General features: G+C 76.3%; 11 protein-coding genes. 8 read left to right on the forward strand and 3 right to left on the reverse strand.

What is annotated here, in order from left to right; genetic code table 11:
• Positions 1-166 precede the first annotated feature (166 nt).
• The 4 genes from ACFW6A_RS02000 to ACFW6A_RS02015 all read left to right on the forward strand — a co-directional run bounded on the left by ACFW6A_RS02000 (position 167) and on the right by ACFW6A_RS02015 (position 4,883).
• Positions 167-1,582, forward strand: coding sequence for a hypothetical protein (locus ACFW6A_RS02000; RefSeq protein ID WP_351848203.1), 1,416 nt, complete (start codon positions 167-169; stop codon positions 1,580-1,582).
• Positions 1,579-2,745 carry a hypothetical protein gene (locus tag ACFW6A_RS02005; protein ID WP_386638177.1) on the forward strand — a complete coding sequence of 389 codons (1,167 nt, stop codon included), beginning with the start codon at positions 1,579-1,581 and terminating at the stop codon, positions 2,743-2,745. The genes ACFW6A_RS02000 and ACFW6A_RS02005 overlap by 4 nt, the downstream gene beginning before the upstream one ends.
• 189 nt (positions 2,746-2,934) lie before the next feature.
• Entirely contained in the window at positions 2,935-3,966 is a 1,032-nt protein-coding gene (glnII, locus tag ACFW6A_RS02010) for a glutamine synthetase (protein WP_351848196.1), read from the forward strand.
• A gap of 377 nt (positions 3,967-4,343) precedes the next feature.
• Positions 4,344-4,883, forward strand: a complete 540-nt coding sequence (locus ACFW6A_RS02015; RefSeq protein ID WP_351848194.1) for a winged helix-turn-helix domain-containing protein — start codon at positions 4,344-4,346, stop codon at positions 4,881-4,883.
• Between the two features lie 7 nt (positions 4,884-4,890).
• Here ACFW6A_RS02015 and ACFW6A_RS02020 read toward each other — a convergent pair whose 3' ends face one another.
• A complete protein-coding gene (locus tag ACFW6A_RS02020) occupies positions 4,891-6,303 on the reverse strand; it encodes a PepSY-associated TM helix domain-containing protein (protein ID WP_351848189.1) in 1,413 nt (470 codons plus the stop codon).
• 66 nt (positions 6,304-6,369) lie between these two features.
• The gene (locus ACFW6A_RS02025) at positions 6,370-7,074 is read right to left on the reverse strand and encodes a hypothetical protein (protein ID WP_351848184.1); all 705 of its coding nucleotides are present in this window, start codon (positions 7,072-7,074) and stop codon (positions 6,370-6,372) included.
• Between the two features lie 243 nt (positions 7,075-7,317).
• Between ACFW6A_RS02025 and ACFW6A_RS02030 the strand changes: the two genes are divergently transcribed.
• The 4 genes from ACFW6A_RS02030 to ACFW6A_RS02045 all read left to right on the forward strand — a co-directional run bounded on the left by ACFW6A_RS02030 (position 7,318) and on the right by ACFW6A_RS02045 (position 12,500).
• Entirely contained in the window at positions 7,318-8,118 is an 801-nt protein-coding gene (locus ACFW6A_RS02030) for a tyrosine-protein phosphatase (protein WP_386479462.1), read from the forward strand.
• A 141-nt stretch (positions 8,119-8,259) separates the two neighbouring features.
• A complete protein-coding gene (locus ACFW6A_RS02035; protein WP_386638315.1) occupies positions 8,260-10,371 on the forward strand; it encodes a hypothetical protein in 2,112 nt (703 codons plus the stop codon).
• Between the two features lie 183 nt (positions 10,372-10,554).
• Positions 10,555-11,439, forward strand: a complete 885-nt coding sequence (locus ACFW6A_RS02040) for a metal-dependent hydrolase (RefSeq protein WP_351848175.1) — start codon at positions 10,555-10,557, stop codon at positions 11,437-11,439.
• Complete coding sequence (locus tag ACFW6A_RS02045) at positions 11,439-12,500, forward strand: PDR/VanB family oxidoreductase (protein WP_351848172.1); 1,062 nt, start codon at positions 11,439-11,441, stop codon at positions 12,498-12,500. Before ACFW6A_RS02040 ends, ACFW6A_RS02045 begins: the two co-directional genes overlap by 1 nt.
• Positions 12,501-12,503: 3 nt before the next feature.
• Here the strand turns inward: ACFW6A_RS02045 and ACFW6A_RS02050 are convergent, their stop codons facing one another.
• Entirely contained in the window at positions 12,504-12,863 is a 360-nt protein-coding gene (locus tag ACFW6A_RS02050; protein WP_351848168.1) for a hypothetical protein, read from the reverse strand.

Raw genomic sequence — 12,863 nt, forward strand, 5'->3', positions numbered from 1 at the left:
CACCCGATATCCCCTGGCCGTCCTCCCCCGGGCCGGTGTTAGCGTGCTCGGGTGCCGGCCGCGGGACTTCGGTGCGACTTCCGATACCTGCCCTGTAAAGCAACGTCTTCGCTGATCGCGCTTCCTCTCCCCGGCCGGCACGCCGACACGCGAGAAGGGGGCCGCCGTGTCCGAACTCGTCGCCGCCGAGGACGTGCTGCTCTTCGTCAACGCGGCCGTGACCGCCACGGGGCAGCGGGAGTTCCGCTCGTCCGCCGCCGAGCAGCGGCTGTCGCTGGACTTCCTCCACGCGTACGTGCGGGTCAACTACCGGCCGCTGTACGCGGCGTGCCTGGCGCTCGACATCAACGACCACAACGCCGCGCTCGTCGTCGAGCAGCTGCTGCGGACGCCGGGCGAGGCCGGTGACGGCGAGGGGCGGCTGATCGCGGCCCGGCTGGCGCGGATGGCGCCGCAGCGGGTGTACCGGCTGTTCCGGGCGCTGCGCGCCGCCGGGGTGAACAACCGGCGCACCCGCGCGATCACCCGCGAGTGGCTGGCCGCCCGGCCGGATCCGGCGCTGGACGCCGTGAAGTACCGGGCCGGCGTGAAGACCGCGCTGCGGCACGCGCACCTGCCGGCCGCCGACGCCGAGACCGGGGACTTCCTCTTCGCGCCCGGGCGCCGGACGCGGTACGCGCACCCGATGCTGGAGGCGTACCGGCGGGCCGGGTACGAGGAGGCCGCGCTGTACGGGCTGCCGTTCACCGTCGCGGAGGGCTTCGCGGCGAAGCACGGCGTGGACCGGGCGGTGTTCCTGGAGCGGATCGCGCCCCGGATGACCCGGGTGGAGCGGCTGCGGACCGAGCGGGCCGCCGGGCGGGGCGGTGCGGCAACCGGGCTGCGCGGGATGCCGCTGACCCGGCTGGCGCTGTACGTGCTGGCGCTGCCGTACGCGGAGCGGGCGGCGCGGCGGGCCGAGCTGACCGGGGCGCTGCGGGCGGCGGCGCGGCGGGCGGCGGGGCCGTACGCGGGGAGCTGGGGGCGGGTGGCGGCCGTCCTCGACGACAGCTTCTCCTCGTCGGGTTCGGCGGTGAAGCGGCGCCGGCCGCTGGCCGTGGCGCTCGGCTGCCACTTCCTCCTGGAGGCGCTGGCGGCGCCGGGGGCGTACACCGGCCTGTGGACCTCGGGCGGTACGGATCCGCTGCTGGTCCGGCCGTACGGGCCCACCCCGCTGGGGCTGCGGATCCTCGACGCGCTCGACGGCGGGCCCGACCGGCTGGTGATCGTCTCGGACGGCTGGGACAACGCGCCGCCGGGGCTGGCGGGCGAGGTGCTGCGGGTCTGGCGGACCCGGCTGGATCCGGGGCGGCGGACGGCGGCGGTCCATGTGAACCCCGTATACGACGCCGGGGTGTTCGACGTGCGCCGGCTGGGCCCCTCGGTGCCGGCGGTCGGCATCCGGGACGCGGAGGACCTGCCGGCGCTGGTGGAGATCGCCGGGTTCTCCGAGGGGCGGACCGGGCTGACGGAGCTGCGCGCCTATCTGGACCGGCGGGTGGCGGACTTCCTCGCCGCGCACGCGAAGGGGGCGGGGGCATGACGCGGATCGACCTGACCGGGCTGGAGACGCGGCCCTCGCAGGTGTGGGGCGGGATACGGCTGGTGCCGCTGGTGCGGGCCGAGCCGGTCGAGGGGCTGCGGCTGCGCCGGGAGGTGTACGAGCGGGACGGCGGGCACGGGTACGGGCCCTCGTCCGTCGACGTCGGCGACGGCACCGCCTACGCCTCCTACGTCCCGCACGGCTTCGTCGCGGACTGGTCGGGGGCGGGGCGGGAGGAGGCGGCGTACGGCACCCGGCTCGGGGACGGGCCGCCGGCCGCCGTGCCGCTGCGCGCCCCGCACCACCGGCTCGCCAAACGGCGGCGCGGCGAGCGGCGGCTGCGGTTCCTGCCGCTCCACCTCGCCCTGGACGGATACCTCTCGCTGCACTTCGGCGGGCCGTCCGTGCTGTGGCAGGAGTGGTCGCGGGAGGCGCTGCGGCGGGGCCTGTCGCCGCGGGCGGAGGCGGCGTACGCGGGCGCGGACGTGCCGGGGCTCGCGGAGGCGCTGCGGATCTTCGAGCTGCACCCGGGCCAGTGCGGGGTGATGGTGTACGCGGCGGACGCGGCGGCCGCCGCCTTCGTCGTCCCGCACCCGGAGGACTACCGGCTGCTGCACCCGACGCTGGTGGAGGACCTGTTCGGCGAGCTGGTGCACCAGTACGCGCACTACGGCGGTCCCGTGCCGGAGTTCGCGGCCCGGATCCGGGACGGCGCGGGCGGGATCCGGGACCTCGCGGACCTGCGGGCGGCGGCCCGGGAGCAGGAGCGGCGCTGGGCGGCGGCGCACGACGGGCTGATGGCGCGCGACCTGCTGGAGACGCCGTACGCCTTCGAGCGGGTGTACCGGACGGGGTCCTTCTCCCTGTACCGGTTCCTGCCGCCGTTCGCGCGGGACGGCCGGGGGCAGCACATCGGCGAGCTGATCTGCGACCACAAGGGGCGGACGGCCTATCTGAAGACCTTCCGGCTCTCGGACGCGCAGGTCAGGAGGGGTTACCTGCTCCGCAGACTGGCCTCCTGCGACTGGCACCCGGGCCGTACGGCCGAGGCCCTGGGCATCTCGGGCGAGGAGCTGGTGCGGCGGATCCGGACGGCCGGCTTCGGCGGGCTGCTCGACGCGCACGGCCTCGCACAGGCCGCGCGCGAAACGCAGGAAGGCTGAGTAACACGGGGTTCACAAACGGGCAACCGAAGGGAAATCCCGTGTTGCGAAGCTGCGGTCACACGAAAGGCGCCACGGGCGGCGGGCCGGTTCACCGGCCGGACGTCCACCGCCGTCCCGCAGCTTCTCGCAGCGCCGCGAGCCGCCGCGGCCACCCGCAGCAGCACGCCACGCCCTAAGGATGACCCCGTGACCTTCAAGGCTGAGTACATCTGGATCGACGGCACCGAGCCGACCGCGAAGCTTCGCTCCAAGACGAAGATCATCGCGGGCGAGGGCCTGCCGCTGGCGGAGCTGCCGATCTGGGGCTTCGACGGTTCCAGCACCAACCAGGCCAAGGGCCACGCCTCGGACCGCGTCCTCAAGCCGGTCTTCTCCTGCCCGGACCCGATCCGCGGCGGCAACGACGTGCTGGTGCTGTGCGAGGTCCTCAACACGGACATGACGCCGCACGAGTCCAACACCCGTGCCGCGCTGGCCGAGGTCGCCGCGAAGTACGGCGCGCAGGAGCCGATCTTCGGCATCGAGCAGGAGTACACCTTCTTCGAGGGCACCCGCCCGCTCGGCTTCCCGGTCAACGGCTTCCCGGCCCCGCAGGGCGGCTACTACTGCGGCGTCGGCGTGGACGAGATCCACGGCCGTCCGATCGTCGAGGCGCACCTGGAGAACTGCCTCACGGCGGGCCTGGGCATCTCCGGCATCAACGCCGAGGTCATGCCCGGCCAGTGGGAGTTCCAGGTCGGTCCGCTGTCCCCGCTGGAGGTCTCCGACCAGCTGTGGGTCGCCCGCTGGCTGCTCTACCGCACGGCCGAGGACTTCAACGTCTCCGCGACGCTCGACCCGAAGCCGGTGAAGGGCGACTGGAACGGCGCGGGCGCGCACACCAACTTCTCCACCAAGGCGATGCGCGAGGGCTACGACGCGATCATCACCGCCTGCGAGTCGCTGGGCGAGGGCTCGAAGCCGCTCGACCACGTCAAGAACTACGGCGCCGGCATCGACGAGCGCCTGACGGGCCTGCACGAGACCGCCCCGTGGGACGAGTACTCCTACGGCGTCTCGGACCGCGGCGCCTCGGTCCGCATCCCGTGGCAGGTCGAGCAGGACCGGAAGGGCTACATCGAGGACCGCCGCCCCAACGCGAACGTCGACCCGTACGTGGTGACCCGCCTCATCGTGGACACCTGCTGCGAGGCGCTGGCCAAGGCCGGCCAGGTCTGACCGTCCCGCCGACGCGCATCCCGTGAAGGGGCGCCCACCGTTCCGTACGGTGGGCGCCCCTTCCGCCATGTGGTCAGGACGACAGGGGATTTGACCGCCCCGGGGCTGCTCAGGGGCGTTCCCTTCTGGTTCAATAGGGATATGGCCAGCAAGGAGCGGAACGACGGTGCGCGGGGTCGACTCGACCTCGAGCCGTTCTGGCCTTCCCGTCAGCACCACGACTTCGACCGGTGCTGTCGGCGCGTGAGGAACGCGTCGGCCCTCTAAAGCCGCGACCGGCAGACTCCGGTCCCCCCGGCCTTCGGCCGACGCGCATGACGCATGACGTACGACCTCCGGTCCGTCCCGCACCTCGCGCGAGAGAGCTGAGTCCTCCCATGGCCCACACCCAGGCTGTTGCCGCCCCGCTTGCCGCTCCCCGTCCCCGCCTGCGCGCCGTCGCCCCCGACGAGGTCGCCGGCCTCGCCCGGGTCGCCGACTTCCTGCCGCCGGGCGCCACGCTGCTGCCCGCCCCGCCGCACGCCCTGCCCGCGCTGCCGGGCCGGCCGCCGATGGTCGGCTACCTGGTCCTGCTGCCGGCCGACCAGCAGCCGCCCTCGCCCGTCGCGGCCGAGCCCGAACCCGGGTCCGTCCCCGAGGGGCCGGTCGGCATCGACGCCGAGCGGCGGATCGCCACCGTCGACGGCCGGGCGCTCGACCTGACGTACCTGGAGTTCGAGCTGCTCGCCCACCTCGTGGCCCACCCGCACCGGGTGCACACCCGCGACCAGCTGGTGCAGACGGTGTGGGGGTACGGGCACGTGGGCGACGGCCGCACGGTCGACGTCCACGTGGCCCGGCTGCGCCGCAAGCTGGGCGCCGAGCACCGCCACACGATCCAGACCGTGCGGCGGGTCGGCTACAAGTACCTGCCCTGACCGTCCCCTAGGAGACGGTCGTCCGCCTCGTCCTCGCCCGGCCCACCAGGGCGAGGACGAGTTCGGCGGCCAGGAGCAGCAGCAGGCTCGCGCCCAGCAGCGGGAGGAACCAGCCGATCAGCGCGACCGCCGCGGCGAGCGGCAGCAGGAGCGTCACCGGCACCTTCCCCCAGGCGCCCCGGCCGACCGGCCGGCGGGGGCGGCGCAGCCACCACATGCGGTAGCCCCAGAGGATCATCAGGGACAGCGCGAGGGCGAGGGCCGCGAGGACCAGCTGGTTGAACAGGCCCAGGAAGACGCCCATGTGCGCGTCGATGCCGATGCGGGTCAGCTTCGCGAGGAGCGGGTACTCGTCGAAGGCGAGCCGGTCGAGGACGGTGCCGTCGGCCGGGTCCACCGCGACCTGGTCCAGTGCGAGCGGGAACTGCTTGTCGGTCTCCTTCACCACGTAACCGCTGCCCCCGGAGGGCAGCGTGACGGCTATCCAGGAGCTGTCGAGACCGGCGGCGCGGGCGGCCGCGACGGCCCGGTCGACGCCGATGTCGGCGGTGGCGGGGGCGGCGGGCCGGTGGCCGGCGCCGTGGCCCGCGTGCTCGCCGCCGGCACCGGCCGGGGCGCCCGCCGAGAGGGTGGGGGTGGCGCCGCCGAGCCGGTCCTGGAGGGTGCCGATGTTCTCGCCCGCGTACTGCGACCAGGTCAGGCCGGTCGCGGAGAGCAGCAGCAGGCCGAGCGCCGCCCAGAGGCCGACGGAGCCGTGCCAGGAGAGGGTGCGGCGGCGGGACTTCGGGCCGCCCTCGGGGAGCAGCAGGGCGCGCCGCCGGGTGCGGCGCCGGGCGAACCAGAGGACCAGGCCGCCGAGGACCAGCACCCACAGCCAGCTGGCGGCGAGTTCGCTGTAGATCCGGCCGGGCTCGCCGAGGTGCAGGTCGCGGTGGAGTCCGTCGATCCAGGTGCGCAGCGGCAGGGCGCCGCTGCTGCCGTAGCTGGGCAGCTGCCCGCGCACGTCGCCGGTGTACGGGTCGACGAAGACGGCCAGCGAGGTGCCCTCGGGGGCGTCGGGGTCGGCCATCAGGACGCGGGTGGTCGCGCCGGGTTCGGCGCCCGGCCAGACGGCGGTGACGGTGCCGTCCGGGTTCGCCTCGCGGGCGATGCCGACCTGGCGGTCCAGCGGCAGGACGGTGTCGCCGGCCGGAACCTCCAGTTCGTGCGCGTACACGAGCTTCTCGGCCTGGAAGGAGAGGGCGTAGAGCAGGCCGCTGAGCGCGGCGACGAGGAGGAAGGGGGCGACGAGGAGGCCGGCGGTGAAGTGGAGCCGGAGGAGGAGCGGGCGGAGGGAGCGCAGGGCGCTCCGGGGCGCCGGGCGGGGCGGCGGGGCGGGTGCGCCGGCCGTTTCGGGGCGTGCGGGATCGTCGATGGTCATGGCTGTCCTCGGAGTCTCGTGAGGGGGCTGGGCCTGCCGTCGGGCAGGGGGAGGCGGCCCCCGGCGTCAGACGAGCGGACCGGGGACCGTGGCGCGGGGTGCGGGGGGCCGGGGCGGGCCGCGCCGGGAGAGGACGTGCGCGAGGACGGTGGCGTGCGGGCGCCGGGCGCTTCGGCGGGGCCGCCGGACCGGGCGGCGCGGGTCGGCGGGGACGGCGGCGGGGCCGAGGAGGACGGCGAGGAGGTGGCGGAGCGGGGTGAGGGCCGCCTCCGCGAGCGCGAGGAAGGCCGCCTCGCCGCGGGCCAGCCACAGGCCGCAGACCAGCGCGGCCAGGAGGTGGACGGCGAGCATGCCGGGGCCGCCGTCGGCGGCGGGGGCGAGGAGCGCGGCGAGGCCGTCGGGGGCGGTGGCGGCCTCGGTGGCGCCGGCGGCTCCGTGGGCCGGGTGGCCCGGGTGGATCGCGTGGACTGCGTGGCCCGCCGTTGCCCCGGCCGGTCCGGCGGGCGGGGGGTGAGGGGCCCCGGCCAGGGAGAAGCCCAGGTGGAGGGCGGCCTGGGCGGCGAGGACGCCGCCCGCGTAGGCGGCGGGGCCGCGCCGGCGGCCGGCCGCGCACCAGGCGGCGGCGGCCGTGACGGCGAAGGCGGTGAGGAGGGTGCGGGGGTCGAGCGCGTGCGCAGACATGGAGGAATGCCCCACCGCGGCCAGAACGACGCACACCACCGCGAACAGGGCGGCTCTCAGGGTGCGCAGCGGCGACCGGGGAGGCGTCATCGGGGACATGCTGTCACCCGCCCCCGGGACGGGACAGACCGCCTGCCGATGGTACGGAACGGACTACTTCCGGCCCCGCGCCGCGCCGCCCGCCCCACGCCGCCCCGGCTCCCGGCCGGTGGTGGTCGGGGCGGCCGGTAGGAGTCGGAGCGGCCGGTGGTGGCCGGGGCGGCCGGTGGTGCCGAGTGCGGGCCTGACCGTTACGGTCGGGGGGAAGCCGCACCACGGGAGGAGACCGCGCCCATGCCCGCGATTCCCGCCACCTCCGTCGCCAACCTCCGCGACCTCGGCGGCCTCCCGCTGGGCGGCGGGCGGTCCGTCCGGTCCGGGCTCGTGCTGCGCTCGGCGCAGCTCGACCGGCTGGAGCCGGAGGAGCCGGTGGTGGCCGGGCTGAAGCTGCGGACCGTCGTCGACCTGCGGACCGCCGCCGAGCGGGCCGACCGGCCCGACCGGCTCCCCGAGGGGGCGCGGCTGCTCGTCGCGGACGTGCTCGCCGACCACCTGGCCGCGAGCGGACTGCCGCCGGCCGCCCGGCTCAAGACGCTCCTCACCGATCCGGCGCTGGCCGAGGAGCACCTCGGCGGCGGCCGGATCCTGGAGGCGATGCGGCGCACCTACCGGGCCTTCGTGACCAGCGAATCGGCCCGCGCCTCCTACCGCGCCCTGCTCACCGAGCTGGGCACGCCCGGCGCGGGACCGCTGCTCTTCCACTGCACGGCCGGCAAGGACCGCACGGGCTGGGCGGCGACGGTGGTGCTCACGCTGCTCGGGGCGGACGAGGCGACGGTCCGCGAGGAGTACCTGGGGGTCAACGCGGCGGTGCGGCAGGCCTTCGCGCCGATGATCGAGGGCTTCGTCGCCCAGGGCGGCGACCCCGCGCTGGCGCTCGCGATGATCGGGGTCGTACCGGAGTACCTGGACGCCGGGCTGGAGGAGGTCGCGGAGCGGCACGGCTCGATGGAGGCGTACGTACGGGACGGCCTCGGCGTCCCCGACGAGCTCACCGAGCTGATCCGCGAGCGCCTGACGGTGTACGCGGCCTGAGGACGACCGCCTGGCCGTCCGCGTGCGCGGGCCGGGGCGCACGGGCCGGGGGCGCGCGCCCGGTCGTGTGCGCGGCCCGTGGGGGCGCGGGGGCCGGAGACACGGGGGCGGCCGGGGTGACCATCGGAAGAATCGCTCGTTCTGCTGAACGTGAGCACCCAGGATCTCGTTCCCTCGCCCGTGGGCCCCGTCGACGTCGAGCAGGCCGAGGCCGCCCTCGTCGAGCGCTATCCGCGCCTCGTCCGCATCGCCTATCTGGTCCTGCCGCCGACGATGGGCCGCAACCGGCGGGTGCTGACCGCGCACGCGCTCGTGCAGCGCGCCCTGCCGCGGCGGCGGGTGCCGGGGCCCGCCGTGCCGGAGCCCCGGCGGCCCGAGGACGCGGTGGATCCCGGGTACGCGTACGTGCGGGGCGAGGTGCTGCGGCAGGCCCTGGTGGCCGGGCTGCCGCTGCGGCGGTTCGCGGTGCCGCGCCGGGCGCAGCTGCCCCCGCTGCTGCCGCAGGTGTGGGGGCTGCGGCTCTTCCCCCGGGCCGGCGGGGCGGAGGAGCTCGCCCTCGACCAGCTGCTCTCCCGCCTCTCCGGCCCGGCCCGCGCCGCGTACGTGCTGCGCGGTCTGGAACGGCAGGGCGACGCGGAGGTCCTCCGGGTCCTCGCCGCGGCGGGGGCGGGCGACCCGGAGGCCGCCCTCGCCGAACTGGCCGCGCTGGAGGACGAGGAGCCGGCCCTTCCCGAGCCCGCGCCGCCGGCCCCCGCCCCGCCGGCCCCCGCCCCGCGCGGCGGCGAGCGCCCCGAGCGGGTGGCCGAGCAGGCGGGCCCCGGTCGCGCCCCCGCCGCTCCGGGCTCGCCCGCCCGGACGGGCCCGCCCCCCGCTCCCGCCGCTCCCGCGGCCGGGCCCCGGCGCAGCGGGGCCGCGCTGCTGGAGTCCGCGGAGTTCGACCCGTGCACCCTCCAGGCGCGGCCCGGTGACCTGCTCCGGCGGCGGCAGCACGGGCGGGCCGCGCTGGTGGGCGTGGCGGCGCTGCTGGTGTGCGGGGCGCTGCTCGGGCTGCCGGGGGACGGCTGGGGCAGAAACGGTGCTGCGGCGCCGAGTTACGCCCGCAACCCCGCCGCCGAGGCCGCCCTCGACCCGGCGAAGGTCAAGCGGGTCGCCCCGGCCGTCTGGCCCGGGGCCGTACGGCGGGACTTCTCGGTGTGGCCCGCGCGCGGCGAGCTGGCCGGGGACGCGCCGCTGCTGCGGCGGGCGCTCGCCGTGTGGGCGCGGCCCGGCGGTGCGGTGGAGTCGTCGGCGACGCCGGGCACGCCGGTCGGGCCGCCGATGGGTCCGCCCCAGCTCCTCTTCGCGGGGCGGGTGGACGCGGCCCGGGTGGTGCTCTTCCACGACGGGCTGCGGCTGGTGCGGTACGCCGAGCCGGTGGAGGGGAGGGCGGGCGCCGCGCTGGACTTCGCCCGGACCGACGGCGCGGAGGGCCCGGACGCCGCCGCCGTCGTCGTGACGCGGGCGGCGGGCAACGTGCGCTACCTGACCGCGCCGTGGGTGACCGGCGCCTCCGTGCGGGACCTGCTGATGCCCGGCAAGGAGCCGTGGGCGCTGGGGCGGGACGCGCGCGGGGTGACCGACGCCGTGCCCAGTCCCGCGCTCGCGAAGGAGTGCGCGCGCTGGAACACGCTCCAGGTGAAGGACGACTCCGGCGGCCGGCTGCTCGGCGACCTCGGCGAGCTGCTGCCCGCCCGGCTGCTGTGGGGTCCCCCCGGCGGGCCCGTGGACGCCACCGGGCGCGAGGCGCGGGAGAGCTGGTCGCGGACGGCCTGCCAGCTGACGACGGTGTTCGGGCAGGGGGTGCGCTCGGTGCGGTCCTGGCGGTTCGCCCGGCAGACGCTGCCGGAGGGCGCGGGGCGGGCGGCCTGGGTGTGCACCCGGGCGGAGACCTGGCGGGGCACCGGCACCCGGGTGCTCGCGCAGTTCCTGCCGCCGGACCGGAAGGCGCCGGCCGCGCTCGCCGCCCGCGCGCAGGACGCGCCCGCGTGCGGGACGCGGGAGCCGAGGGTGCTGGCCGGGGCGCTGTGGCAGGCGCCGGGCGGCGGCTGGTACGTGCTGGCGGCGGGCGGCCCCGACGTGGCGTCGGTGGAGGTGAAGGGCGCGGTGGCGGCCCGTGCCGAGGGCCCGGTGCTGGCCGCGAAGGCGGCGGCGGGGGCCCGCGCGGAGCTGAGCGCCACCCTGGAGGACGGCCGCCGCATGCCCGCGCTGCGGTGAGCCGGCGGGGGCGGGACCGCGCGCCGGAGCGCGTGACGCCCGGCAGGCCGAGCGGCGGCCGTACGGCGGCGGTGCGGCGGCCGCGCACCGGGCGTACGGCAGGCGTGTCGCGGCCGTGCGGCGGGCCGAAAAAGGGTGTGCACGGCTCTGTTCGCCGTGCTTACTCCTCAGTACATTGACGGCATGTCTAATACGCAGCCTGCACCGGTGGCGTCGGAACACGTCGAGCTCAAGGCCCGCAAGGTCGCCTTCGACTGGCAGGAGACCCCGCTCCACTGGGTTCCCGGCGACCCCTTCACCACGCACACGATCAACGTGCTGCACCTCCTGCTCCCGGCCGGCGAGCGGTGGTTCGTGCACGTCTACCAGCAGGCGCTGCCGTACATCACCGACGACCGGCTGCGCGCGGACGTCATCGGCTTCATCGGCCAGGAGGCCGTCCACTCGCAGGCGCACGACGACGTGCTGCCGCACCTGCGGAAGCAGGGGCTCGACCCGACGCCGTACACCGCGCAGGTCGACTGGTTCTTCGAGAAGCTGCTCGGCGACCGGACGCTGCCGCCCGGCCGGCCGCGCCGCTGGTGGCTGATGGAACGGGTCGCGCTGATCGCCGCGATCGAGCACTACACCGCCTTCCTCGGCGACTGGATCCTCAACGCCGAGGAGCTGGACCGGCGCGGCGCCGACCCGATGATGATGGACCTGCTGCGCTGGCACGGCGCCGAGGAGGTCGAGCACCGGTCGGTGGCCTTCGAGCTGTTCATGCACCTCGACGGCGGCTACCGGCGCCGCGCCCGCACCTGGGCGCTCGCCTTCGGCGCGCTGGTCTTCCTCTGGCAGCGCGGGGTCCGCTTCTTCCTGGAGAACGACCCCAGCCTGCTCGACCCCAAGGCCTCCTGGGCGGACTTCTACCGCAGGGGCCGCGAGGGCGTGCTGCCCGCCACCCCCGACGTGCTGCGCTCGATCCCCCGCTACCTCAGCCGCGCCTACCACCCCTCCCAGGAGGGCGACACCGCGCAGGCCGTGGCCTACCTCGCCGCCTCCCCCGGCGCCAACGGAGGCCGCTGATGCCCCGGTTCGCCACCGTCGCCCTCGTAGCCGGCGCCGCGCTCCTGGTCCGCCGGGCGGTCCGCTCCCGGATGACCAGCGCGCCGCTCTGGCCGATGCCGTCCCTGGAGACGCCGGTCTCCGGCTACGGCCGGGGGGCGACCGTCCCCCGCCGGGTGCTCGTCACCGGCCGGGCCGTCCCCGCCGAGGGCGTCGTCGAACTGCGCCTGGAGGGCGAGCGGCTGCCGTCCTGGGAGCCGGGCGCCCACCTCGACCTCGTGCTCCCCTCGGGCCGGATCCGGCAGTACTCGCTCTGCGGCGACCCGGGCCAGGCGGACGTCTACCGGATCGCGGCCCGGCTCGTCGAGGAGGAGCAGGGCGGCCGGGGCGGCTCCCGCGAGGTGCACGAACAGCTCCACGAGGGCGTCGAGATCGAGGTCCGGGGCCCCCGCAACCGCTTCCCGCTGGTCCCCTCCCCCGCGTACGTCTTCGTCGCCGGCGGCATCGGGATCACCCCGGTCCTGCCGATGGTCCGGGCGGCCGAGGCGGCCGGCGCGGACTGGCGGCTGGTCTACTGCGGCCGGTCCCGCGCCACCATGCCGTACCTGGCCGATCTGCTCCGGACCGGCCGGGACCGCGTGACGGTGGTCGCGGAGGACGAGGCCGGCCGCCCGGACCTGTCCTTCCTGGCCTCGGTGCCCGCCGAGACGGTCGTCTACTGCTGCGGCCCCGACGGGCTGATGGACGCCGTCACCGCCGCGATGCCGGAGGGCAGGACCCCGCGCCTGGAGCGCTTCTCGGCGCTCGCCCCGGCCGACGGCACCCCCTTCGAGGTCGAACTGAGGCGCTCCGGGCGGACGGTGGCCGTCGCCGCCGACCAGTCGGTGCTCGCGGCCGTGCGGGAGGAGGTGCCGGGTCTCATGTACTCCTGCGCGCAGGGCTTCTGCGGCACCTGCCGGCAGACCGTCCTGGCCGGCGAGGTCGACCACCGGGACGAACTGCTCACCGACGCCGAGCGGGCGGACTCGATGCTGATCTGCGTCTCGCGCTGCGCCGGGAAGAAGCTCGTCCTGGACCTCTGAACGTCAGGGCAGGATCAGCCAGTCGAAGGCGAGGGCGGCCGCGAGGCCGCCCACCAGCAGCCAGGTGCCCAGCCGGGTGCGGCCGTTGCGGGCCAGCTCGATGACGACGCCGCAGAGGATCATCGCGAGCCCGTAGACGCCGACGACCAGCACGGAGGTCCGGCTCGCCAGCCGGACCACCAGGATCACGCCCATCACCACCAGCAGGACCGAGGCGGCCGCGACGCGCAGCCGCCTCGCCTGCTTCGGGGTCATGCCCTCGCCGGGCCCTTCCGCCGTCTCCTCCCCCTCCTCCAGCGCCTCGTCGGGCTCGTCCGTCTCGGGGTTCTCGGCGGCCGGGGTGTCCTGGTCGGAAGCTGTCAT

Source organism: Streptomyces sp. NPDC058758 (assembly GCF_042746075.1).
Taxonomy (GTDB): Bacteria; Actinomycetota; Actinomycetes; order Streptomycetales; family Streptomycetaceae; genus Streptomyces.

What these genes read in the sequence shown, in the direction of transcription:
- ACFW6A_RS02025 (WP_351848184.1), bottom strand. Translation starts at nt 7,074, where the DNA reads ATGACGCCTCCCCGGTCGCCGCTGCGCACCCTGAGAGCCGCCCTGTTC.
- ACFW6A_RS02045 (WP_351848172.1), top strand. Translation starts at nt 11,439, where the DNA reads ATGCCCCGGTTCGCCACCGTCGCCCTCGTAGCCGGCGCCGCGCTCCTG.
- ACFW6A_RS02005 (WP_386638177.1), top strand. Translation starts at nt 1,579, where the DNA reads ATGACGCGGATCGACCTGACCGGGCTGGAGACGCGGCCCTCGCAGGTG.
- ACFW6A_RS02030 (WP_386479462.1), top strand. Translation starts at nt 7,318, where the DNA reads ATGCCCGCGATTCCCGCCACCTCCGTCGCCAACCTCCGCGACCTCGGC.
- ACFW6A_RS02015 (WP_351848194.1), top strand. Translation starts at nt 4,344, where the DNA reads ATGGCCCACACCCAGGCTGTTGCCGCCCCGCTTGCCGCTCCCCGTCCC.
- ACFW6A_RS02020 (WP_351848189.1), bottom strand. Translation starts at nt 6,303, where the DNA reads ATGACCATCGACGATCCCGCACGCCCCGAAACGGCCGGCGCACCCGCC.
- ACFW6A_RS02040 (WP_351848175.1), top strand. Translation starts at nt 10,555, where the DNA reads ATGTCTAATACGCAGCCTGCACCGGTGGCGTCGGAACACGTCGAGCTC.
- ACFW6A_RS02050 (WP_351848168.1), bottom strand. Translation starts at nt 12,863, where the DNA reads ATGACAGCTTCCGACCAGGACACCCCGGCCGCCGAGAACCCCGAGACG.